General features: G+C 62.0%; 25 protein-coding genes and 2 pseudogenes. 16 read left to right on the plus strand and 11 right to left on the minus strand.

Annotated elements, in window-relative coordinates; genetic code table 11:
• The first annotated feature begins 1 nt into the window (after position 1).
• Genes K426_RS02715 through K426_RS02725 form a run of 3 tightly spaced genes read left to right on the plus strand, consistent with a single transcriptional unit; the run spans position 2 to position 2,308 of the window.
• A complete protein-coding gene (locus K426_RS02715) occupies positions 2 to 409 on the plus strand; it encodes a Zn-ribbon domain-containing OB-fold protein (RefSeq protein ID WP_066553416.1) in 408 nt (135 codons plus the stop codon).
• Between the two features lie 14 nt (positions 410 to 423).
• On the plus strand, positions 424 to 1,419 hold the full coding sequence (locus K426_RS02720; RefSeq protein WP_066553418.1) for a quinone oxidoreductase family protein: 996 nt from the start codon (positions 424 to 426) through the stop codon (positions 1,417 to 1,419).
• Between the two features lie 46 nt (positions 1,420 to 1,465).
• Positions 1,466 to 2,308: an SDR family NAD(P)-dependent oxidoreductase gene (locus K426_RS02725; RefSeq protein WP_066553420.1), complete on the plus strand. Its 843-nt coding sequence runs from the start codon at positions 1,466 to 1,468 to the stop codon at positions 2,306 to 2,308.
• Positions 2,309 to 2,689: 381 nt separating this feature from the next.
• Here the strand turns inward: K426_RS02725 and K426_RS31145 are convergent.
• Both K426_RS31145 and K426_RS02735 read right to left on the minus strand, forming a co-directional pair.
• Positions 2,690 to 3,001, minus strand: a pseudogene (locus tag K426_RS31145) (transposase); the annotation flags it as partial.
• Positions 3,002 to 3,657: 656 nt separating this feature from the next.
• Positions 3,658 to 3,942 (minus strand): annotated as a pseudogene (locus tag K426_RS02735) (chromosome partitioning protein ParB); the annotation flags it as partial.
• A 69-nt stretch (positions 3,943 to 4,011) separates the two neighbouring features.
• Between K426_RS02735 and K426_RS02740 the strand changes: the two are divergent.
• The gene (locus K426_RS02740; RefSeq protein WP_066553425.1) at positions 4,012 to 4,257 is read left to right on the plus strand and encodes a DUF3883 domain-containing protein; all 246 of its coding nucleotides are present in this window, start codon (positions 4,012 to 4,014) and stop codon (positions 4,255 to 4,257) included.
• 64 nt (positions 4,258 to 4,321) lie between these two features.
• Here the strand turns inward: K426_RS02740 and K426_RS02745 are convergent, their stop codons facing one another.
• From K426_RS02745 to K426_RS31775, 4 genes are all read right to left on the minus strand, one after another.
• The gene (locus K426_RS02745) at positions 4,322 to 4,900 is read right to left on the minus strand and encodes a PIN domain-containing protein (protein WP_066553427.1); all 579 of its coding nucleotides are present in this window, start codon (positions 4,898 to 4,900) and stop codon (positions 4,322 to 4,324) included.
• Positions 4,897 to 5,346 (minus strand): helix-turn-helix domain-containing protein, encoded by a 450-nt coding sequence (locus tag K426_RS32370; RefSeq protein ID WP_082748744.1) that lies wholly within the window; start codon positions 5,344 to 5,346, stop codon positions 4,897 to 4,899. Before K426_RS32370 ends, K426_RS02745 begins: the two co-directional genes overlap by 4 nt.
• Before the next feature lie 295 nt (positions 5,347 to 5,641).
• Positions 5,642 to 7,507, minus strand: a complete 1,866-nt coding sequence (gene ltrA, locus K426_RS02755) for a group II intron reverse transcriptase/maturase (protein WP_066553431.1) — start codon at positions 7,505 to 7,507, stop codon at positions 5,642 to 5,644.
• A 626-nt stretch (positions 7,508 to 8,133) separates the two neighbouring features.
• Complete coding sequence (locus tag K426_RS31775) at positions 8,134 to 8,574, minus strand: hypothetical protein (RefSeq protein ID WP_066553439.1); 441 nt, start codon at positions 8,572 to 8,574, stop codon at positions 8,134 to 8,136.
• Positions 8,575 to 8,736: 162 nt separating this feature from the next.
• On the opposite strand from K426_RS31775, the gene K426_RS02765 reads away from it, so the two are divergent.
• Together K426_RS02765 and K426_RS02770 are read left to right on the plus strand one after the other, a co-directional pair.
• On the plus strand, positions 8,737 to 8,976 hold the full coding sequence (locus K426_RS02765) for a ribbon-helix-helix domain-containing protein (protein WP_066553442.1): 240 nt from the start codon (positions 8,737 to 8,739) through the stop codon (positions 8,974 to 8,976).
• The gene (locus K426_RS02770; protein WP_066553445.1) at positions 8,973 to 9,299 is read left to right on the plus strand and encodes a type II toxin-antitoxin system RelE/ParE family toxin; all 327 of its coding nucleotides are present in this window, start codon (positions 8,973 to 8,975) and stop codon (positions 9,297 to 9,299) included. The genes K426_RS02765 and K426_RS02770 overlap by 4 nt, the downstream gene beginning before the upstream one ends.
• A 411-nt stretch (positions 9,300 to 9,710) precedes the next feature.
• Here K426_RS02770 and K426_RS02775 read toward each other — a convergent pair whose 3' ends face one another.
• A complete protein-coding gene (locus K426_RS02775) occupies positions 9,711 to 10,934 on the minus strand; it encodes an IS256 family transposase (protein WP_066553447.1) in 1,224 nt (407 codons plus the stop codon).
• Positions 10,935 to 11,146: 212 nt separating this feature from the next.
• Here K426_RS02775 and K426_RS02780 point away from each other — a divergent pair, with 212 nt between their 5' ends.
• From K426_RS02780 to K426_RS02815, 8 genes are all read left to right on the plus strand, one after another.
• Positions 11,147 to 11,806, plus strand: a complete 660-nt coding sequence (locus K426_RS02780; RefSeq protein WP_066553450.1) for an isochorismatase family protein — start codon at positions 11,147 to 11,149, stop codon at positions 11,804 to 11,806.
• Between the two features lie 85 nt (positions 11,807 to 11,891).
• Positions 11,892 to 12,731 (plus strand): alpha/beta fold hydrolase, encoded by an 840-nt coding sequence (locus K426_RS02785; RefSeq protein ID WP_066553455.1) that lies wholly within the window; start codon positions 11,892 to 11,894, stop codon positions 12,729 to 12,731.
• 24 nt (positions 12,732 to 12,755) lie between these two features.
• Entirely contained in the window at positions 12,756 to 13,004 is a 249-nt protein-coding gene (locus tag K426_RS02790) for a XapX domain-containing protein (RefSeq protein WP_066553457.1), read from the plus strand.
• Complete coding sequence (locus K426_RS02795; RefSeq protein ID WP_066553460.1) at positions 13,001 to 14,929, plus strand: amidohydrolase; 1,929 nt, start codon at positions 13,001 to 13,003, stop codon at positions 14,927 to 14,929. Before K426_RS02790 ends, K426_RS02795 begins: the two co-directional genes overlap by 4 nt.
• 157 nt (positions 14,930 to 15,086) lie before the next feature.
• The gene (locus K426_RS02800) at positions 15,087 to 15,995 is read left to right on the plus strand and encodes a glyoxalase (protein WP_066553463.1); all 909 of its coding nucleotides are present in this window, start codon (positions 15,087 to 15,089) and stop codon (positions 15,993 to 15,995) included.
• Positions 15,992 to 16,420: a DoxX family protein gene (locus K426_RS02805; protein WP_066553469.1), complete on the plus strand. Its 429-nt coding sequence runs from the start codon at positions 15,992 to 15,994 to the stop codon at positions 16,418 to 16,420. The genes K426_RS02800 and K426_RS02805 overlap by 4 nt, the downstream gene beginning before the upstream one ends.
• Positions 16,413 to 17,774 (plus strand): alginate export family protein, encoded by a 1,362-nt coding sequence (locus K426_RS02810; protein ID WP_066561261.1) that lies wholly within the window; start codon positions 16,413 to 16,415, stop codon positions 17,772 to 17,774. The genes K426_RS02805 and K426_RS02810 overlap by 8 nt, the downstream gene beginning before the upstream one ends.
• 103 nt (positions 17,775 to 17,877) lie before the next feature.
• The gene (locus tag K426_RS02815) at positions 17,878 to 18,573 is read left to right on the plus strand and encodes a YoaK family protein (protein ID WP_066553473.1); all 696 of its coding nucleotides are present in this window, start codon (positions 17,878 to 17,880) and stop codon (positions 18,571 to 18,573) included.
• Here K426_RS02815 and K426_RS02820 read toward each other — a convergent pair.
• Genes K426_RS02820 through K426_RS02835 form a run of 4 tightly spaced genes read right to left on the minus strand, consistent with a single transcriptional unit; the run spans position 18,570 to position 21,564 of the window.
• A complete protein-coding gene (locus tag K426_RS02820; protein ID WP_237229905.1) occupies positions 18,570 to 18,806 on the minus strand; it encodes a hypothetical protein in 237 nt (78 codons plus the stop codon). The genes K426_RS02815 and K426_RS02820 overlap by 4 nt on opposite strands.
• A gap of 42 nt (positions 18,807 to 18,848) precedes the next feature.
• Positions 18,849 to 20,213: a transposase gene (locus tag K426_RS02825; RefSeq protein WP_013039168.1), complete on the minus strand. Its 1,365-nt coding sequence runs from the start codon at positions 20,211 to 20,213 to the stop codon at positions 18,849 to 18,851.
• 39 nt (positions 20,214 to 20,252) lie between these two features.
• Positions 20,253 to 20,642: a TMEM175 family protein gene (locus K426_RS02830; protein WP_237229906.1), complete on the minus strand. Its 390-nt coding sequence runs from the start codon at positions 20,640 to 20,642 to the stop codon at positions 20,253 to 20,255.
• On the minus strand, positions 20,635 to 21,564 hold the full coding sequence (locus K426_RS02835; protein WP_066553476.1) for a LysR family transcriptional regulator: 930 nt from the start codon (positions 21,562 to 21,564) through the stop codon (positions 20,635 to 20,637). Before K426_RS02835 ends, K426_RS02830 begins: the two co-directional genes overlap by 8 nt.
• 111 nt (positions 21,565 to 21,675) lie before the next feature.
• On the opposite strand from K426_RS02835, the gene K426_RS02840 reads away from it, so the two are divergent.
• Positions 21,676 to 22,374: a pirin family protein gene (locus K426_RS02840; RefSeq protein ID WP_066553479.1), complete on the plus strand. Its 699-nt coding sequence runs from the start codon at positions 21,676 to 21,678 to the stop codon at positions 22,372 to 22,374.
• 77 nt (positions 22,375 to 22,451) lie between these two features.
• Positions 22,452 to 22,676: a hypothetical protein gene (locus K426_RS02845; RefSeq protein WP_066553482.1), complete on the plus strand. Its 225-nt coding sequence runs from the start codon at positions 22,452 to 22,454 to the stop codon at positions 22,674 to 22,676.
• Positions 22,677 to 22,718 lie beyond the last annotated feature (42 nt).

Here is a 22,718-nt window from a genome sequence, read left to right on the forward strand (position 1 = left end):
GATGACGGAAACGGTCACGCCCGTTCGCAACCGGCTGAACGAAGCTTTCTGGGAAGGGGCGGAGAGGGGACAACTGGTCCTGCCGCATTGCCATGACAGCGGCCGGGCCTTCTGGCCGCCCAGCCCGATCAGCCCCTTTACTGGTGGCGCGGTGGATTGGCGCCAATGCGATCCAGCGGGTCGGGTGGAAAGCCTGATCGTCTATCGTCGTGCCTTCCAGCAATCCTTCGCACACCTCATCCCCTACGGCATTGCACTGGTCGCGCTGGATGCCGGGCTGCGACTGATGGTCCATGTGGAAAATCCCGACGATGCCGGTGCGCCCTGCGTCGGCGCGGCCGTGACCGTCGGCTTTCGCGCCATCCTCCCGGACAGCATGCCGCTGCCCGTCATTTCCAACCCAATCTGATCGGAGAACACAGCATGCCCAGAACCGTCATCGTCGAAGAACTCGGTGCCGCCGACGCCATGAAGATCGTGGACCTCGACCCTGGCATGCCGGGGCCGGGCGAAGTCCGCATCCGCCAGACCGCCATCGGCGTCAATTTTGCGGACGTACATTATCGCCGCGGCACCGCGCCCAAGCATTCGATGGCAAAGCTGCCCATCCCCTTCACGCCGGGACTGGAAGGGGTGGGCTTTGTCGAGGCGGTGGGGGAAGGCGTGGACCAGTTCAAGGTCGGTGACCGCATAGCCTATGCCTCCGCCTCCCTGACCATCGGCGCCTATGCCGAGGTACGCCTGTTTCCGGCTGAACGCTGCTTCATCCTGCCCGACGACATTCGCGACATCGATGCGGCCGCCCTGTTATATCGCGCAATCACCGTGCAAGGGATCATCCGCCAATGCTATCCCGTCAAGGCCGGCGACTGGATATTGCTCCACGCGGCGGCGGGTGGGATCGGCACGATCCTGTCGCAATGGGCCAGCCATCTGGGCGCGTCGGTGATCGGCACGGTCAGCGCGCCGGAAAAGGCGGAACTGGCGCTGTCCAATGGTTGCGCCCATGCCATCGTCCACACGCAGGAGGATTTTGTCGCCCGCACGCTGGAAATCACTAACGGCAAGGGCGTGGACGTTTGCTTCGACGGGGTCGGTATTGCCGTGTTCGTGGATTCGCTGCGCGCCATCCGCCGCTATGGCACCATGGTGTCCTTCGGCCAGGCATCCGGGCTGGTCGATCCCATCGACCCCATCGAATTGCAGCATGAAGGGCTATACCTGACCAAGTTCAGCGGCGGCACCTATAATGACGATGTGGACGAATATCAGGCACGCGCCGCCGACGTCGTCGCCGCGATCCGTGCCGGCGTGTTCAAGCTGGGCAATCACCTGACCTACAGTCTGGAGGATGTGGTCCAGGCGCATATCGATCTGGAAACCCGCAAGACCACCGGGTCGCTCGTGCTGGTACCCTGACGGCCGCCGTCCTTCCCTTCCCCCTGACCGTTTGCTGGAGTATGACATGAAGAAGAACTGGATCGTCACAGGTGCCAGCAGCGGGCTGGGGCAGGAAATCGCGCGGCTGGCCGCCGCGCGGGGCGACGGCGTCGTCGGCACGGTGCGCAGCGCGCAGCAGGCCGCAGCGCTGGAACGGGACATTCCGGGCATCGTCGCCGTGATCGGAGACCTGACGGTTCCCGGCACGCCCCAGGCGCTGGTGCGGCAGGCGATGGACCGGCTGGGCGATATTGACATTCTGGTCAATAATGCCGGCCGGGGTTTCACCGCCGCGGTGGAGGAGGCCAGCGATGCCGAGATACGGTCGGTCTTCGAACTGAACTTCTTCGCTCAGATCGCCATGATCCAGTCCGTCCTGCCCCAGATGCGGCAGCGGCGCAGCGGCACACTCGTCAATGTCACATCCATTTCGGGGTTCAAGCCCTGGTCAGGCACGGGCATATATTGCGCCAGCAAATTCGCGATGGAGGGGCTGGGCCAGACGCTGGCGCAGGAAGTGGCCAGCATGGGCATCCGGGTGATGAACGTCCAGCCCGGCGGATTGCGGACCAATTTCAATGGCGCGTCGCTGGGTGCATCGCAGGTGATGATCGAGGATTACGACCAGACCGCCCATATCGCGCGACGGGCTCTGGCCAATGCGCATGGCAAGCAGCCCGGCAATCCCCATCTCGCCGCGACGATTGTTCTGGCGGCGCTGGATGCCGAGAAACTGCCACTCAATCTGTTGCTGGGAAGCGATGCCTATTCCATGGCGCGGAGCAGAATCAACGAACTTCTCGGTGACATGAACGGCTGGGAGGAATCGGCGGCGGCGATCGGTTTTACTGCGGAAACGGCAATATAGGTTTTTAATCTGGTCACCAAGAAACTGAAACAGGCATCATTATATTGATCCAGCTGGAGCAAGGCTGAAGGGATTTCGCGCGTGTCACGCGTGCGCAGAAACTGCAATGCGCCTTGGCGCTTTCGCGAACACGCGGTCGGCCCGCTTATTCCACACCCAGAGACGATCCTTCTCGTCCACGAACCGTCTCCAGATGGAACTGCGGAACATAGTGGTGAGGTTTCGGGGCTGTCATTTGGTGCTAGCGGTTTCGTGGCCCGCGTAGCTCCGGGGGTGGCCGATATGGCAGCGAGAAAATACGGGAGAATATCGCGCCTTACCATCGCCGCGAGGTAGGTTTGGTCGATCTTACGGCCGATCCCATCCCCTTGTTCTAACCCGCTATATCATCGCGTCGGGATATAACTTTGAGGAGCGGCCCTCCGAGGGCATCAGCCAGGCAGTGAAGCTTACTGGTAAACCCGCCCCGCGAGCGGCCAAGAGCGCGTCGATGAGTCCCCCTTTCCCGCCCGCTGCCGAAACGTGGGCGCGAACGGTGGTGCTGTCGATGCTGTAGTGGCCGCTGTCCGCCATGATCTCGGCGAGCGTCACCGCCACTGTCTCCCAGACCCTCGCTTCGCTCCATCGCCGGAACCGCCGATAGATGGTGTTCCAACTGCCGTATTTGGGCGGCACATCGCGCCACGGAGCACCGCACCGGAGCCGCTAGAGTACGCCGTTGATGATTGAGCGGTTCTGCTCGGGCGGCCTTCCTCGGCCACGGTTCTCAGGCTCCATCGGCAGCAGTCCTTTGAGAATGCGCCATCCCGCTTCGGTGAGATCGCCCCGGCTCAAATCTGCCTCCAAAAGACAGCCTTGAATCAACCCTCTTGCTCAGCGTCAACGCCTATCCCGTATCTCCACTGGACCAATGCCTTGCTGGCCCTCATGATTTTGCTTCAAATGGTCAAAAGATCGATTGAGCAGAGCGACACTAATGCTGCAACGGGATGATGATGAGCAAGAAGTGCCATTGCATTGGCGCGGGCTCTTTGGACAAATTGTCAATGCCCCTGCTGAACGACTTCCTACTCTCCAATCACGTAATCGACCGCGTGCAACCGACCAGCCCTGCAACGGCGGAAGCCATCTTGAACAACCTGATCAAGGCCTTCAGTTAGCGTCCATTCTTGTCTACTGATGTCAAGAATGATCTATAAGACACTGAAATTGCTATCAGCAAGATAAGTTTCAAACAGCAATGGATATGGGTGGATTCAGCCTCCGTGGTAGACGGGTGGTAGACGGGCGTGGTAGATTTTGCCCCATGGTGATGCGCAAAAAGAGCGCCCTGGCGAGGCGTTGGCAAACAGCATGTTTCCCGGTCTGAAGAGGACCAGCGTCCGCTTCACCTGCAACTCAGTGAGTCCGAAAGTCAGCGAAATATTCTCGGGTGACCGGCCTTCCTTCACCAGCCGGGTAAAGGTCTCCCAGCGCGTCACCTCGTCAGGATCGAGCCGGGCGATATTCTCGATCAGCGAAGCCTCCAGCGCCGCCGCATCGTCGCCTGCCTCCATGATCGCGCAGGGCAAGGGATCGACGCTCCCCTCCTCCTGCGCCACTATCAGCGCGGCATGATAGCGCCGCTTGGCCGATGGCGGCCAGTGGCGACTGCTCGCTCTCGGCAAACAGGACCAGTTGCCTCTGGCAGGGTTCGGAATGTCGTGAATATCCGTTCCTATGGGTTCGATGGCAGCGAACGGCTGCTGGAGGTCAAGACCACGCTTGGGCATGCCCGGACGCCCTTCTATCTGTCGAGCAATGAGCTCTCATTCTCGCAGGAGCGTCCCGAGGCCTTCAGGCTGCTGCGCATCTATGATTTTGCGGGGTCGGCCAAGGCTTTCGAGCTGGAGCCGCCGTTGACCGACCATGTCGGGCTGCAGCCGACGGCCTATCGGGCGAATTTCTAGACCGGAAGGTCGTCCTCTCGCTTGGCTTGTTCAGCCGTACCATTTGAACCCGCAATGCCTGGCATCACAGGAGATCGATATGCTCCTTCAGCATGGAGGCCAATTTGGGCAGGCCTTTGCGCTGGAGTTCGAAGATGAACTCGCCGGGAGAAAATGGTGGGTTTCTATAGTCTTGCCGCATGGTTCGCAGGGTGGACAGCGCGTCCCCCGGATAAAGCTCGAACGTGCTGCTCAGGAAATCGTCGGGCGTCACGGCGGTGATGCCGAACGGGGCGAGTGCTTCGTCCGGGAAATCCTTCAGATTTTCAGTGACGATATGCTCGGCGTCCGTCCGGATGGCCGTGGCCAGCACATGGCGATCATCGGGGTCGGGCAAGCTGAGCGCCGGGATGAGCCCTTCCGCGCCGCTGACGCAGCTTTCAGGAAAGGCGCGTTCCATCGCAGCGACCTGGGATTGAATGCTGGGCTCCATGTCCGGCCGCCTGTCGAGCAGATTGCGCGTCCACTCGTCCATGATGGTCGGGGACCAGCGCGCGCGGAACAGCCCTGCTTCGGCGAAGCGAAGCAGGGCATCCCTGACCCGGAAGGGGTAAAGGACGTTGGCGTCGAGAACGACGACAAATCTGTCGGCTATGTCGCTCAATCGGCGTCAAACTCCTGGCCGAGACGCTGCAGCTCGCTCAGCGCGCTGCGTCGCTCTTCGTCCCTTCTGGCCTTGTAGGCCAGCAGTTCGCTCGCCCTTATCCTGCGGTGGGAGCCGACCTTGTGATGGCCGATCACCCCTTCGTCGAGCAGCTTCACTAGGAAGGGGCGAGACACGTTCAGCAGATCGGCGGCCTCCTTCGTGGTGAGTTCCGCCCCATAGGGGACGAGCGTGATCATCTCGCCGCGACCGACATGGGTCAGCACGTCGAGCATGAGCTGTCCCAGTGGCGCGGGCAGCTCGACCTGGACCTGGTCGCCATTCTTCTGCACGCTGAAAGGGAGGCCGTCGGGGGTCAGAGCCTTGGCCAGAAGACGTGCGGCTTCGGAGGCCGCGCGGACCTCATCGTCCGTAGGCGGCCGCTCGGAAAGCGCTTGCTCGCTCATGTCAGTCTCCATTTGGGCTCGGGGTGGATGATAGCTACATAGTGATTTGCCGCCGTAAACGCAATAAGTGCATTAAATGAAATATCTGTAACTGCATATGTTGCCCTATCCGGGGGCGGGTAACGGAATATTCCCGTTCGGGAAATTGCCGTGCCGAGGGCGTCCCCCGTGCTGGGCCGCGCTCTATTCCGCTTCGCTCCACCGAGCCTTCACTTCGCTTGTCTCGGTAGGGTCGGCGCGGAACGCCTCTTTCGAGGACGTTCCAGCGCCTCCCCCCGAACCGTGCTTGCACCTTTCAATGCACACGGCTCTCCATTCCGCTAGTCAACCGGCCGCCGTGGAGGTGGACATGGCATGAGCGACACAGGACGATAGTCCCGCGCCGCCGAGCCGATTGTTTCCACGCCGTCATCGGGCCGCGCCGCTTGTCCTTCAGTCTGTTGGGATGATGCGCTTCAAACGGACCATCGACATCGCCGCAGCTCTCGCATTCGCGAGCGCTGAGGCGCGTGATGATATCGTTCGTGCTCAGCGCAAGGCGTGAGCCGACCGTGGTGTTATCCACGACCGACTGTTGCCAAGGCCGAACGTTCAGGTGCTTCAACCGCCAGAGCATCTGGACCCTCAGTTCACCCCGAACCATGGTTTTCACGCCATAGTCCGTCCCCAATTTCAGATTTGCCATGGCCCGCGCCCGCGTTATGCGCTGCCGCGCCGCGATGGTCGCCAGCAGGCTCCTGAACATGACGAGTTCAAGGCCGTCGAGCGAGCTTTTCACGCCATCGGCGATCGCATAATAATTGGCGAGGCCACGTAGCTCCGAGTTGTAGGCAATGACCATTTCCGCGACACTGGAGTCGAGGAACTGCGGACGTACCCGGCCATTCCTCAGGTCGAGGTTGCCGAGTTTCTTGCGCCTGCAAAACCCATAGACCCGCGACCTCGGCACCCACAGCTTGATATTGCCCCGCGTTGGCCGGCGACGGACACGACGTGATCCGCCACCGACCTTCGACCGCCCTGCCATTGATCCGGCAGACCGCAACGTGAAGGCGCAAACGTGGAAGCCAAGGAACGGCGATCCCTTCGATGCATCACTGACCCGCGTCTTTTCCGGTGACACCTCAAGGTTGAGCCGATCATGAAGGAACGCTTCGATTTCAGCCCTGATCCTTTTTGCATCAGCCTTGCTGCCGATTACACCGACGAGGAAGTCGTCGGCGTAGCGACAATAGCGCAGGCGCCGGAAGTCCGGGTCCATCGGATCGACAGACGAACATGCCTGCCTTTCCTTCGTGACTGCCTTGATCCGTTTCAACAGGTTACGGACCTCGGCATCGTCCGCGCCACCGGCGCGGAGCGCATCGATCTCGGCACGATAATCGGCGATCTGGCGAGATAGACGCGTATAGGCAGGATTTGCCCTGCGCGTTTTTCCCTGATCGAAGCCGACCCGCATTTCCTCCATGAACTCATCAAGCTCATGGAGATATATGTTGGCCAGCAAGGGCGAGATTACGCCGCCCTGCGGGGTGCCGCTATAGGTCCGCTCGAACGTCCAGTCGTCCATGACGCCCGCCTTCAGCATCCTTTCGATCAGACCGATGAACCGAGGATCATCGATGCGTTTCGAGAGAAGCCTGAGCAGGATGTCATGGTCGATGTTGTCGAAGAACCCGCGAACATCCACCTCAATCAGCCATTTCATACCTGTCCAGGTATTACGGCTCTCTTCGAGCGCCGTATGGCAGGAGCGCCCCGTGCGGAACCCATGGCTATGTTTTGAGAACACAGGATCATAGATTTGCGCGAGGACGATCCGAGCCGCTTCCTGAACAATGCGATCATCGACCGTAGGGATGCCCAATGGGCGCATTTTGCCATTGCCCTTGGGGATATAGACCCGTCTGACCGGTCGGGGGCGGTAAGTGCCATCGGCCACCTGCCGGGCGAGATTGGCTAACCTCTCTAGCGTCATGCCGTCGAAGCTTTGCCCGTCAACGCCCGGTGTCGCGGCACCCCGGTTCCGGGACACTTTGACATAGGCCCGTTCGTAGAGATGCGACGATCTCAACAGACGGTGAAGACCATTGACCCGCTTTCCCGCCCGCGACAGGGCCGGAAGAGTTTCGAGCCTTCTCAGGATAATAGCGGTCTGCATCAGCAGTTCCTTTCCATCGATTGGTCGAGTTACGCAGAACTGCCGTCCTTCCCCCGCACTGGGCGGATTTCACGGGCGATCACTCGCCGCTTATACCGCCGGTCCGTCCACCTCGCGGTGGCTGTCCCGGTCATTACACCGGGCATTTGAGTACTATGACGGCTCCGTCGCCATGCAGGTCCGATACGCTGGCCTGTTTAGGCGATCCCGTAGTTGCACGAGGAGGAGTCGCGATGCATTTAGGTGTCCCGTTCGTTTCCTTGATCCCCTGACCGGGGCTGCGCCGTGCAGACTGGCGGCGATTCACTGGGCCGTGCTCCTCGCCCTGCACGAAATGGCGTGTCATCCGCGTTCGCCATCGCTTACCTATTAACCGCTGGAACCTGGGATTCAGACAATCCAGTCTTCACCATGCGCACCTTACCCGGAGGTCAGCCGCCCGACTGCGGAGTCAGGCTTCGATCCTTTCACCGACATGCTATGGTCCCGTTTCCCTTTCGGAATCTCAGCCGGTTCATCACCGGCACCGGTAAGTCGGTCGGGTAGAAACTGTGCCAGTAAGTTTCGTCCGGTAGAACACTCCTTTCTTCTCGCGCCACAACGGCGCACTCCCTGCCGGGCAACGATCACTGACGCGCGCCCTGACGGATCGCCAGTGGACATCGCTTGGGCAGCGATGGCGTCGGCCGGTCCCGGCTAGGCGGTGTGGGTTTCGTGTAGAGGGTGAACTGATACTTGTCGTTGAGCGGTGTGGTGGCGGTCAGTCGACAGTAGGTTGCGAGATGCGCCATGAGGCCCTGGAAGCTGTGGACGGGGAGGCCGCTGGTGGTCTTGTGGGTGGCTTCCTTCTGCTTGGCGGCCGGGAATCGCTGGGCCTTTGTGACGACGTCCTGGCACAGAGCCTGGGCGGCCACGGGGTCGGTTTCGCGGTAGAGCATGGGGGCGAGCTTTTCGAGCATGTGGTGCTCGACATAATAGGCCAGCATGCAGAGCAGGACGTGGGCCTTGCCCAGATATCTCTCGGCTTGAGTGGGCGCTTCGGCCCTATATTCTGCCCTGCATTCCAAGGGCGCCGATCGTGTATGGCGGGGTCGAGGTCCGAATGTCCCATGATAGTTCTCCGATGGCCAGAATTGGCCGATCGGAGGATATCGGAACGGTGCCGTGTACGGCGATTTGCCCCCCGTGACATCTTGCCAAATTTTGCCAAACCCGTTATATCACAGTCCATGTCGACGATGAACATCTCGCTTCCGGATGCGCTCAAGGCGTTTGTGGATCAGCAGGTTAACGTGCGTGGTTACGGCACGAGCAGCGAGTATGTGCGGGAATTAATCCGCAAGGATCAGGACATTCAGCGCCTTCGCGAAATGCTCCTGGACGGCGCCAGTTCTGCAGCCACAGCGCCAGCCGACGCCGGATATTTCCAAGGCCTTCGTGACCGTGTGACGCAACGCACGAGGTCGTGACTGGAAAACCGGTCATACCGCGCGCCAAAGCGCGGGCGGATGTCGACCTTGCGGTCGAGCATTACGCGGCCGAAGCTGGCGCGGATGTGGCTTTCAGTTTCATTGATGCGCTTGAACAGGCCTATATCTTTATGGGGGAAATGCCGGCGGCAGGATCTCCGCGATGGTCTCATGAGCTGAACTTACCCGGGTTGAGGACCATAGGGCTGAAAGGATTTCCTTGGCTTGCTTTCTACCTTGAATTGGAGACCCATGTGGATGTCTGGCGCGTGCTTCATGCCAAGCGGGACATGCCAGCTTGGTTGGCCGATGTAGGCGATTAAAACGCCGACAGAACTGCCGTTTACGTCTTCGAGGCTGATTTCTGAAATCCGCACTCTCGCGCGTGTCTCGGTAAATGGTCAGGACGCCGGAGCCTATCTCGCAGGTCTGGGACTCGCCAGGTGGTGGCGGTAAGAGGCCGCGACCCCCCAATCCTTCGAGCCATTATGTCCGGTTCCGACCAAGATACATCGTTTTTCGGCGACCCTGCGGATGTCTGCAGTCGACAGAAGCGGCCGTTGCAATATAAATCGCACGAGTGCGCGCTATGTTAGGATGGTGGTGCGATGGCGTGCCATTTCAGCGCATCAAGATGAATCTGGAATGTTGTGATCTGCCGGGGCGATCGTCCAGTCGCCGATCCGCGAAAGTGGGGCTGTCAGGAATTTCGTGTGCGGCGAGGCGGTTGACCATCAGGCCGTCATGGCCCTGATGAAGCGTTCGCCGAAGAGAACGGCAAATTGCGCCTTCGCCATGTTCCACTCGCGCGGCGGCATTTTCCACTCTTTCTCCGATCGGTTCAAGATCAGATAGAGCAGCTTGGTGGCCGCCTCATCATTGGGGAAATGGCCCCGCGCACGAACAGCGCGACGAAGCTTGGAGTTCAAGGCCTCGATGGCATTGGTGGTGTAGACGATCCGCCTGACTTCGTCGGGGAAGGCGAAAAATGGGATGACCTCGGGCCATGCCCGACGCCAGCTCTGGCCGATGGCAGGATAGCGCTGCCCCCAGAAGCTCGCTTCGAAGGCCGTCAGCGCTTCCTCGGCGGCCGCGGCATCGACAGCACGGTAGATGGCCTTCAGGGCCGTTCCGAGCGCCTTACGGTCTTTCCACGCCACGAAATCCATCGAGTTGCGCAGCAGATGGACGATGCAGGTCTGGACCATCGCTTCGGGGAAGACGGCGGTGATGGCGTCGGGGAAGCCCTTCAGACCGTCAACGACGGCCAGCATGATATCCTCGACGCCGCGGTTGCGTAGTTCGTTCATGACGCGCAGCCAGAACTTGGCGCCTTCATTCTGTTCCAGCCATAGCCCCAGGACCACCTTGGTGCCGTCGGCCATGACGCCCAGGGCAATATGGATCGCCTTGTTGCGGACCATGCCTTCGTCGCGGATCTTGACCCGGATCGCATCGAAGAAAACCAGCGGATAGGCTGGGTCCAGCGGGCGTTGCTGCCAGGCTGCAACCTCTTCCAGCACCGCGTCGGTGATCGTGCTGATCAGATCGGGCGAGGCGTCGATCCCGTACAGATCGCGCAGATGCCCGGTGATCTCCCGGGTACTCATGCCACGCGCGTACATCGAGATGATCTTGTCATCAAAGCCAGGGAAGCGTCGCTGGTACTTGGCGATCAGCTGCGGATCGAAACTGCCGGCCCGATCACGCGGCACCTCGATCTCGATCCGTCCCCCGTCGGTCGTCACCGTCTTGCGGCCATAGCCGTTCCGGCTGTTGTTCCCTTGCTCCTCCTGGCCAAGATGGTGATCCATCTCCACATTGAGCGCCCGTTCGGCAAATGCCTTCTTCAATGTATCGAGCAGGCCGCCCTGGCTGAGCGCCGCGGCCGCGTCAGTGCCGGCAAGCAGCTGATCGAGAATGTCGTTCGGTATCGAGGGTTCTTTGCGTCGTGACATACCGGGTCTCCTTGTTCCCCATTATGCCTCGTCGCACACGAAATTCCTGACAGTCCCGCGAAAGTGGCCCTTAACCGCGACCCCGCCGCACTGTTCTATTTAATCGAATAATAGGGCATGTTTTATCAGACTGCGCAGCAGTAAGAGACCCCGCTAGACCTCCAATCACACCGGAACGAACCGAGTGAACGAATTTCGATTGGAGACCCGAAATGACCGTCAAAGCGACCCCCACCCCCGGCAAATCCCTGATCTCGCCGACCGACCACACTCTCATCATGATCGACTTCCAGTCGCAGATGGCCTTCGCCACCAAGTCGATCTCGACCGAGCTTCTGCGCAACAACGCCGCGCTGGTCGCCAACGCCGCCGCCGGCTTCAACGTCTCCACCATCCTGACCACGGTCGCCGTCGACAGCTTCTCCGGCCCGATGTTCAGCGAGATCACCGACGCCTTCCCGAACCAACGGCTGCTTGACCGCACGTCGATGAATACCTGGGAAGACTCAGCGGTCATCGACGAAGTGAACCGCATCGGCAAGGAACGCATCATTTTCGCAGGGCTCTGGACCTCGGTCTGCATCGTCGGTCCCGTCGCCTCGGCGATCGACCAGGGCTTCGACGTTTACTTCATCTCTGACGCCTGCGGCGACATCTCCCAAGAAGCCCATGAGCGTGCCGTCGAGCGCATGATCCAACTGGGTGCGAAGCCGATGACCTCGCTCCAGTATCTCCTCGAGTTGCAGCGAGACTGGGCGCGCACGGAGACCTACGACATGACGACCGGTTTCGCGAAGAAGTGGGGCGGCGCCTATGGCCTGGGCATCACCTACGCCAAGACCATGTTCAACGCTTCCGAGGGCGCCCACTAAGCTCTCAACCCTTCGGCGTCCGGGTGCTTCCCTTTCCGCGCCCGGACGCCGTTCCTTCCCAAAATCCCGCATCCAGGATCCCGCCATGACCCGCTTCGTCACCACCGCCGATGGCACGCAAATCTTCTACAAGGACTGGGGCAGCAAGGACGCCCAGCCGATCATGTTCCACCATGGGTGGCCGCTCTCGTCAGACGACTGGGACGCACAGATGCTGTTCTTCCTCTCGAAGGGATATCGCGTGGTCGCCCATGACCGCCGTGGCCACGGCCGCTCGGCTCAGGTCGACGCCGGTCACGACATGGATCATTATGCCGCTGACGCCGCCGCGGTCGCAGAGCATCTCGACCTGCGGGGCGCCATTCATATCGGCCATTCAACCGGCGGCGGCGAAGTCGCAGCCTATGTCGCCCGTTTCGGTATCCCGCAGGGCCGCGTCGCCAAGGCTGTGCTAGTCAGCGCCGTGCCGCCGATCATGCTCAAGACCGAGCGCTATCCGGGTGGCCTGCCCATGGACGTGTTCGACGGTCTGCGCGCCGGCCTCGCCGCTAACCGCGCGCAGTTCTTCCGCGACGTCGCAGCAGGGCCGTTCTACGGCTTCAACCGCGAGGGCGCGAACGTGAAGCCGGCAGTCATCGACAACTGGTGGCGTCAAGGGATGATGGGCTCCGCGCTCGCCCATTATGAAGGCATCAAGGCCTTCTCTGAAACCGACCAAACCGACGATCTGAAGGCAATCATGGTGCCGACGCTGGTCCTGCACGGCGATGACGACCAGGTGGTTCCATACCAGAACGCCGGTGTCCTTCAGGCCGAGATCCTGCCGAACGCCACGCTCAAAATCTATGAAGGCTATTCGCACGGCATGCTGACAGTGAACGCCGACGTGCTGAATGCCGACATTCTCGCCTTCATCCAGGGCTGACCCGGACAACGCTGGAGAACGGACATGAAAGCCTATATCCTCTCCCTCGGCGCCGGCCTGATCGTCGGTATCGTCTACAGTCTGATGGGCGTCCGTTCTCCCGCACCGCCGGTTATAGCGCTCGTCGGGCTGGCGGGCATCTTGCTCGGAGAACAGCTGATCCCGGTCGCCAAGCGCGTCGCCAGCCTTCCTGAACTGACCCGCTTCGTGCGCCAGGACTGCGTAAATCATGTACTGGGCAAACTGCCCTCTCACGGAGAACGCGACGCATGATGACCCGTCGCCAGCTGCTTGCCAGCGCCGCCGCCACAACCGCCCTGACTGCCACCACGGAAAGTTTCGCCATGACCCAGACCGATCTCATCCTCACCAACGCCAAGGTCACGACGCTGGACCGCGAGAATCCGCAGGCGCAGGCGGTAGCAATCCGCGACGGCAGGTTCCTCGCCGTTGGTACCGAGCAGGAAGTGCGGGCCGCCGCCGCGCCCAATGCCCGCCTCGTCGACGCCGGCGGCCGTCGCCTGATCCCCGGTCTCATCGACAGCCACATCCACGTCATCCGCGGCGGTCTGAACTATAATATGGAGCTGCGCTGGGAGGGCGTTCCGACGCTCGCCGAGGCCATGGCCATGCTGAAACGCCAAGCCGAAAATACCCCGCCGCCGCAATGGGTGCGCGTGGTCGGCGGCTTCACTGAGCATCAGTTCGCCGAGAAGCGCCTGCCGACGATCGCGGAGATCAACGCCGCAGCGCCCGATACGCCGGTCTTCATCCTGCACCTCTATGATCGCGCGCTGCTGAACGCCGCCGCGCTGCGGGCGGTGGGCTATATCAAGGATACGCCCAACCCGCCGGGCGGCGAGATCGTCCGCGATGCGCAGGGCAATCCCACGGGTCTGCTGCTGGCCCAACCCAATGCGACGATCCTCTATTCGACGCTGGCGAAGGAGCCCAAGCTACCGCAGGACTATCAGCTCAACAGCACGAAGCATTTCATGCGCGAGCTGAACAGCTTGGGCGTCACCAGCGTCATCGACGCGGGCGGCGGATCGCAGAACTATCCCGACGATTATGAAGTGATCGACAAGCTGCACAAAGATGGCGAACTGACGCTGCGCATCGCCTATAACCTCTTCACGCAGAAGCCGAAGGAAGAGCTGAAGGACTTCGCCAGCTGGTCGATCCAGATCAAACCGGGCGATGGCGACGACAGCTATCGCCACAATGGTGCGGGCGAGATGCTGGTCTATTCGGCCGCCGATTTCGAGGATTTTCGCGTCGCCCGTCCCGACATGCCGCCGGAGATGGAAGGCGACCTGGAGCCGGTGATCCGCCTGCTGGCCGAGCGCCGCTGGCCCTGGCGGCTGCATGCCACCTATGACCAGACAATCGGCCGCGCGCTCGACGTGTTCGAGAAGGTGAACCGGGACATTCCGCTACAAGGTCTGAACTGGTTCTTCGACCATGCCGAGACGATCAGCGAGCGCAATATCGACCGGATCGCCGAGCTGGGCGGCGGTATCGCAGTCCAGCACCGTATGGCCTTCCAGGGCGAATATTTCGTCGAACGCTATGGCGCGAAGGCCGCCGAGGCGACCCCGCCGATCAAGCGCATGATGGATGCGGGCGTGCCTGTGGGCGCCGGAACCGACGCCACCCGCGTCGCCAGCTACAATCCCTGGGTCTCGCTGAGCTGGCTGGTGACGTCCAAGACGGTGGGCGGTCTGACGCTTTATCCGACCCGCAACCGGCTCGATCGCGAAACCGCGCTGCGCCTGTGGACCGAGAAGAACACTTGGTTCTCGAACGAGGTTGGGAAAAAAGGGCAGATCAAGGCTGGCCAGCTGGCCGACCTGGCGCTGCTGTCCGATGATTATTTCAGCGTGGCCGAGAGCGAGATCGCGCATCTGCGCTCGGTGTTGACCGTGCTGGGCGGCAAGATCGTCTATGGCGAGGGCAGCTTCGGCCCGCTCGCGCCCGAAGCGCCCAAGGCAATGCCCGACTGGTCGCCGGTCGCGACTTTCGGCGGACATTGGCGCCGCGATGATACGGCCAAGAAGATGGCGTCGGCATGCGGCTGCGCCTCGTCGTGCAACGTCCACGGCCATGATCATGCGGCGGCGCTTTGCGCCGACGTGCCCGCCGCCGACGTTCAGAGCTTCTGGGGTGTCATGGGCTGCGGCTGCTGGGCCGTTTGAGAGGAGGAGCGCCCCCCGATCGGAGGGCGCTCCGTCTTTGTTCGATAATCTGGAACGCTGCCTCTGATTTTATTCGGATCGTTGGAGCGGTTCTGGCCGCGTAGAACATACTCGCGACCTCATCGGACGGCCGACTTACCCAAACGGAGATACTAAGATGAACCGCATCGTCCTCATGATGGCGACCGCCCTGGTCGCCTGCAGCCCTGTCGCCGCGCTTGCGCAAACCACGGCACCCGCGCAGAACGCGGTGACTGATTTCTCCGTCGGTCCGCAATATGACACTACCCATGTCTATGTCGCGCCGGAGGATTTCGACCGCTTCGTCACCAGCTTCACCGCCACCTTCGGCGGCACCGCGAGCAAGCAGGGCGTCTTCCAGGTAACGCCAACAGACAGCAAAACGAAATCACAGCTTGCGCTGACCCCCTCCGGCACCGTTTCCGTCTTCGGTTTCGTCACCCCGATCCCGGTCCCGTTCGGTGCCGAACGCACTGGCTATCTCGTGACCGACTTCGATGCCGCCGTCGCTTCCGCCATGCGGCATGGCGCGGCGCGTCTTATCACCAGCTTTCCCGATCCCATCGGCCGCGATGTCGTGGTGCAATGGGCGGGCGGCGTGAACATGCAGTTCTACTGGCACACCGCGAAGCCCAACTATCCTGCCCTCGGGACCGTGCCGGAGAACCGCATCTACCTGACCGCTGATGCTGCAGACCAGTTCGTGAAGCAGTGGCGCGGCTTCGCCCATGCGACGGTCACTTCCGACGACAGGGCCGCACCGGGCGCGGAGATCGGCCAGCCAAGCAAGAGCTATCGCCGTATCCGGATGACGTCGGGCTATGGCAAGATGGCCGTGATCGTTTCCGACGGCCAGCTTCCCTGGCCCTATGGCCGCGACATGACGGAATATGAGGTTAGCGATCTGCCGGCGACGCTCGCCAAGGCGACAACAGCAGGCGTCGAGACGCTCGTGCCCGCGCATGCAGAAAGTGATCGCCAGTCTGCGATCGTCCGCTTCCCCGGCGGCTACATCGCCGAGATCCATGCGCTGGTGAAGCCGTGACCGGCGCGGATGAACCCCGCTTCGTCGACGCGATCCTCGACTGGCGCCCCACCTGGTTCCTCGCGCGGCTCGCGCTGGTCGGCGCCTATCTGCTGGGCGGCGTCGTCAAGGCGACCGATTGGCCAGCAGCCGTCGCCGAACAGGCCCATTTCGGCATGAGCCCGCCTGCCTTCTGGGCGGCGCTGACCATCGGCATAGAGATTGTCGGGCCGATCCTGATCTTGACCGGTCGCTTTGTCTGGCTGGGTGCTGGCATGCTGGGCGTCTTCACGCTGCTCGCCGCCTTCACCGCCAATGCCTTCTGGGCGATGCCGGCGGGGCAGGAGCGCTTCATGGCGACCAATGCCTTCTTCGAGCATGTCGGGCTGGTCGGCGGCTTCGTGCTGGTGGCACTCGTTGCCGAACGGGAGCGGCGACGTGCTTAGGAGTCTCATCGCTGCCGGGCTGCTGGCAGGCGCCTTGGCGGCGCCGGCCAGCGCCCAGCAGCGCGAGGCATGGCAGGCCCCCACGCTCAGCATCACACGCTATGACGAGGACTGGTCCGATCTCGCCGATGCGCAGAAACGCGCGCATCACTGGACCGGTCCGCTCAAATATATCCCGCTCGGCGACGACAGTTGGTTGAGCACCGGCATCGAACTGCGCGCCCGCACCGAGAATTATCAGAATAATCTCTGGGGCGGTGCGGGCGTGCCGGATGACAGCTATCTTTGGTTGCGCGCGCTGCCCTATGCCGATCTGCATGTGGGCAAGGTGCGAGCTTTCGTGCAGCCGATCCTGGCCTACGCGCTCGGCGTCTCCCCATCGGCCAGCCCGATAGATCAGACGCGGGTCGATCTGCTCCAGGGGTTCGGCGAGGTCGACCTCGGCCCGGTCACAGTGCGTGCCGGCCGCCAGATGCTGTCGCTCGGCACCGAACGGTTAGTCGGGACGCGCTACGGCCCCAATGTCCCGCTCGCCTTCGATGGCGTGCGGGCAGACGGCACGGTCGGGCGTGCCAGGATCAGCCTGCTGAACATGCGGCCCGTCCAGCCCGGTCCCGGCAGCTTCGACGACGCAACCTCTCAAGACAAGGCGTTATGGGGCGCCTATGTCACGCTCCCGGAGCTGGACCTTTACTACCTCGGCTACCGTAACCGGCTTGCGCGCTTTGGTGGACTGACAGGGCGCGAAATTCGACATAGCATCGGCCTGCGATCAAACGGCGTGCGTGGCAACTGGCATTGGAATGTCGAGGGGGTGGCGCAGTTCGGCCATTTCGAAGGGCAGCGGATCTCGGCATGGACGCTGGGCACGGAGGTCGGCCACAGGTTTGCCGCGCTCACCTTCGCTCCGGACGCGACATTGCGGGTCAATGTCGTCAGCGGCGATGGCAAGGCGGGCGATGGCAAGATCGGCACGTTCAACGCGCTCTTCCCCAAGGGGAAGTATTTCGGCGAGCTTTCGCCGGTCGGTCCGACCAATATCATCAGCGTCAATCCGCGCATCAACGGTACGTTGGGTGGTGGTGTGTCAGTCAGCCTCGCCGGCATGGCGTACTGGCGGTACAGCATTGCGGACGGCGTGTACGACATACCCGGCAATCTGATCCGCGATGCAGGCGGCAGCAAGGCACGCTTCATCGGCAAGGAGGCCGAAGCGACGATCGCCTGGCAGGCGATGCCCGAGTGGGAATTGTCGGCATCCTTGTCCGCCTTCGCACCGGGCGCCTTCATCCGTGAGACCGGTCCTGCCAAGACGATCGCCATGCTGGGCATGGAAAGCAACTTTCGCTTTTGACTTTGCTATTCGATTTTATCGAAAGACAGGATCGATCTTATTCCACTGCATCGATGTGGTGACAGCGGTTAGACGGAGGTCATAGACATTCACGGAGACCGTCATGACCCTCGAAAAGCCCGCCGCATCGCCGCTTCCCTGGCTGTTACTGCTCCTCTCGGTGACGACGGGCCTTGTCGATGCCATATCGGTGCTGGGCCTGGGCAAGGTCTTCACGGCGAACATGACTGGCAACGTCGTCTTCCTCGGTTTCGCTGCCAGCGGCGCGCCGGGATTCAAGATCGCGCCTTATGTCTTTGCCATCGCGTCGTTCATGGTCGGCGCGCTGATTGCCGGCCGCGTCGGCAAGCGCCATGCCCGCTCACCCCTTCGCCGTTGGTTGCTCGTCGCCGCCTCCGCCGAAGCCGTCCTCCTCTGGATCGCTGCGGGCGTCGCAGTCGGGTTCGACATCGCCACGCAAACCCCAGGGTCGAGCGTGTATGTCATCATCGCGCTGACCGGGCTCGCCATGGGCTTCCGCAATGCGACCATCCGCCAGTTGAAGGTTCCCGACCTCACCACGACCGTCCTCACGCTCACCATCACCGGTCTTGCTGCCGATTCCAGCGTCGCTGGCGGTGCCAACCCCAACTGGGCACGCCGCATCGCTAGTGTGGCCGCCATCTTCCTCGGTGCGGCGATCGGCGCCTATCTCGTCACCCATGGCGGGCTGGTTGCCCCGCTCATCCTCGCCGGCGGGCTGATCTTCGCGGGCACGATCGCCTGCATGCTTCACCCGGCCGCCGCCAAGCCCCTCTAATCCTCCAGTGCGCGCTCGATCCTGCGGTCGGGCGCGAGCCAGAACAGCAGCACTGCGACATAGAGAATGATCGCCACCGGCCGAGCGAAGAATGCCGCGGGCACAGCGACGGCGTAGAGGGCAAGGCTGATCTTGCCCTTCCAATCGCGCCCGATGGCCTTCGCCACAGCCGACTGATGGCCATTGCAGGCGATGATCGACCACTCGGTGAGTTCATAGCCAATCGCTGCCATTCCCAGCACGACGCCATAGCAGCGCGGTGACGAAGTCGGTTTTCAGCCGGGTCTGTCAGCGCCTTCAGGGGTAAAAACGATGAGGAGCATGGCCCTTTCTCCGTCGAACTCGGCGACGAGGGCGATGACGAGCGCAACATCGGTCTGAACTACGAACAAGAATGCCTTGGATGCGCCCCTGGCGCCCCTCGGAGTGCCGCAACCGAACAGGGCGCGCATGAGAATGCCAAGATTGAACCCGGCGACGTGGATCAAATAACGCTTGTGAACATTCTCGCGCCCGCGCAGCCACGCGCGGCGCATGCCGCCGCGATCCAGGACGTGGGCAAAGCTACGCTCGACCATCTCACCACGCTTGCGCATCGCCTTGCGTCCGACGGCGGATTTCAGGCGAGACCGATTGGCGTAGACGGCCTTCTGGGCAGCCTCGTCGCCGTGCCAGCGCAGATATCCATTCGGCGGTGCCGGCTCGGCGATGCGCGTCTTCCAGATGTCGCCGTCGAGACCCTTGAGGAGCTCGCGCGAATGATAGCCTTTATCGGTCACAAGATCGCAGGGATCCCCGGACGTCGGCGCCAGGCCAATGTCGGCGAGGTTGCGTGCTGCCGTCTCCAGCGTGGCGTCGAGCGTTGTCGTGTCGCCCTTGTCGGCCGGGTGGATCGGCGCTGCCACGATAACACCCGTGTCGAGATCGACCGCGTGTTCGGGCTTGTAGGCCAGACGCGTCGAGCCGTTCTTCATCCGCGCGACCTTCGCGTCGGGATCGGTCTTGCTCGCCCAGTCCGCATTCGACAGCTTCTTGCCCTTGCGTTTGCGATCGAGCCGGACAAGGTCGTCGATCGTCGGCGTGTCGATGCCGCTCTCTTGCGCCATGCGCACCAGCATCTCGCGGTAGGTCTCGCCATTGTCACGCCGCACGATGGTACGCAGCGCGGCGTTCGCCTCCATGGTCGAGCCATCGACGCCGATCCGCTCGCCTTTCACCAGATCGTGCCCGGCGACGAGGGCCAGTACCCAGCCGAAGATCTGGTCATGTACCTCGTGCGGCAGGCGGCTCCGCGTCTTCGACAACCAGCTATGATCAGGGACCTTGTCGCGGCTCGACAGTCGCAGGAACTCCCGCAGCGACAGCGAATCCGAACAGCGCCAGACAATCCCGCGTTCGCTGTCGATGCCCTCGAAATAGCCGATCAGCAGCATGCGGAAATAGCGGCCCGGCGGCAGCGACGGGGCTCCCATCCGCGGCGCATAATAGGGCTTGCACGTCTTCTCGACAAAGCCATCGAAGCCCGCCTCGGCCAGCAGCTTCTGGAGCTTGTCGTAGAAAACATGCCCCGGTGAACGCGGTATCTCCGCCCACGTCACGATCAAATCGGACTGGACCTCGCTATCACGCCCCATCGCCATCGCCGCTAACCCGCCAGACAATCCCACTGCCGCACTGAATCAGCCACCGCCGACTTCGTCAACGGCCTGATAGGACGCCGTCGCCATCGCCGAGAAGCTGCTGGCATCGAACCACCGGATGACGAAAGGCACAAGCGACAGCCAGAACAGCAGGAAGAGGTTCGCCCACAGGACGCGACCGTCAATTCGCTGGGTCGCCTGCATCAGGTGGTGATGGTTATTCCAATACAGGCCGACATTGATGAAGGACAGGACGTAGGCGAGCAGGATCGGCATGCTGTCCGACAGCGCCGCGAGCGTGCCTTCCTGCGGCACCTTCAACTCGAGCACCATGATCGTGATGATGATCGCGACCACGCCATCGGTGAAGGCCTCGAGTCGGCCCGACCGCATGCCGCGCTTCGGCCTGCCTTCGGGATGATCAGACATCACCCATACCCTCCAGTTCCTTGTCGTTCGCACCCAGCGCGACGAACTGATCGAGCAGCCAGGAGGCGGCAGGTCCCGGTGGCGCATCTCTGCGCCACACACCCGCGAAGCGATAGGTTCCCCCAATGTGATCCGGCATCACGAGGCGGACCAAGGTGCCATCGACAAGGTCGGGTTCGATCATCGGCAGCGGCATGTTGCCCCACCCAATTCCCTCGCGCAGCAGCGCATGCTTGGCGCCCAAATCGGCCAGGCGCCAGGTCTTGGGACTCATCACCGAATAATCCTGCCCCTCGGTGAAGCGGGAGCGATCCGTCAGCACTAACTGGGTATGCTCGCGCCCGGCGCCGGGAGGGATGCGTTCCATCCGACCAAGCGGATGATCGGGCGCTGCGACCGGGACCATCGGGACCGAACCGGCGGCAATGCACTCGACGCCCTCGACGCCGGCCGCCAATGGCCCGGAAATCCCGATCGCCGCGCCACGATCCAGTACCATGGCGGTGATTGCGCCCAATGCCTCGACATGCAGGCGAAGCTGAACCGTCGGAAACTCCGTCGCAAAATTGCGCAGGACCTTTCCCAGCCGCTCGGACGGCACCATGACGTCGACCGCCAGGTCGACCTCCGCCTCCAGCCCGTCGAGCAAGCCCTTCACCTTTGCCCGCAGTCCATCAAAGCCATGCGATATGCTGCGCGCCTCGGCGAGCAAGGCGCGGCCCTCCACGGTCAACTGGGGCTTGCGGGTACCCTCCCGATCGAACAGCGTCAGCCCGAGCTGCGTCTCCAGGTTGGCGATGCCATAGCTGATCACCGACACCGCGCGATTGAGTTTGCGCGCGGCAGCAGCGAAGCTGCCAAGATCGACGATGGTGAGAAAAATCCGGATCTGGTCGAATGTCGGTGTGCCGGGTGAGTTCATTGTTCTACTTTCTCGAACGAATGCGCCGACTTTATCTATCTGCATCGAAGTTCTCGCAAGGCCTAAAACAGCTCCAACGACAGCCTGACGCTGTTCGAAAGGAGACATCACATGATCGAAGTTCGCCCCTTCGCAGACCTCGGCGGCGCCAACCACGGCTGGCTCGATGCCAAGCATCACTTCTCTTTCGGCGGGTATCACGATCCCGCGCGCATGAACTGGGGCAACCTGCGTGTCTGGAACGACGACACGATCGCGCCCAAGACCGGCTTTCCGCCGCATCCACACCGCGACATGGAGATCATCACCTATGTTCGCGAAGGCGCCATCACGCATGAGGACAGTCTGGGCAACAAGGGTCGGACCGAAGCTGGCGACGTTCAGGTTATGAGCGCCGGATCCGGCGTGCGCCACTCCGAATATAATCTCGAGGATGTCACCACGAAAATCTTCCAGATCTGGATTGTGCCGACCAGGAACGGCGATGCGCCAAGCTGGGGCGCCCGTCCGTTCCCGAAGGGCGATCGCGCCGGCCATTTCATCACGCTGGCGTCCGGCTACGAGAACGACAATGAGGCCCTGCCGATTCGTACGGACGCTCGCATCGTTGCCGCTTCCCTGAAGGCTGGAGAGAGTGCCGAATATCCGATCGGCAAGGACCGCAAGGCCTATTTGGTTCCCGCTACCGGGGTGATCAAGATCGACGAGGTACAGGTTAACGCCCGTGACGGTGCCGCGATCAAGGATGTCGATGTGATTCGTGTCACTGCGGTGGAGGATAGCGAGATCGTCATGGTCGACGCTGCCTGAGGAAATAAGGGGAGGGCTTACCGGGCCGATTGTGAGCGCTTCGGCTGGGATGCGGCCTGTGATGAAAGCGAACGCCTATGAATATCCTGTGCGCGCTGGAAAGCACCTTGATCCTGATGTCGGCGCCAGACCAGACCGCGTTGATGTGGAAGCTGGCCGGCGTCGAAGCGATCGTCACGGATGCGGAGCGGGAAAGGGCGGCGAGCGACGAGCAACTGCTGATCGAAGTCGCCAAGGTTCTCGCGAACGACAATCAGGATGCCGAGCGACTGCGCGCTTTGCTGAAGCTGTTCGCCGCCTGATAGTGGCCGTCCTCGTTGGGACGGCGTCGAGCTGTCGAGCCC

The organism is Sphingobium sp. TKS, assembly GCF_001563265.1.
GTDB lineage: Bacteria > Pseudomonadota > Alphaproteobacteria > Sphingomonadales > Sphingomonadaceae > Sphingobium.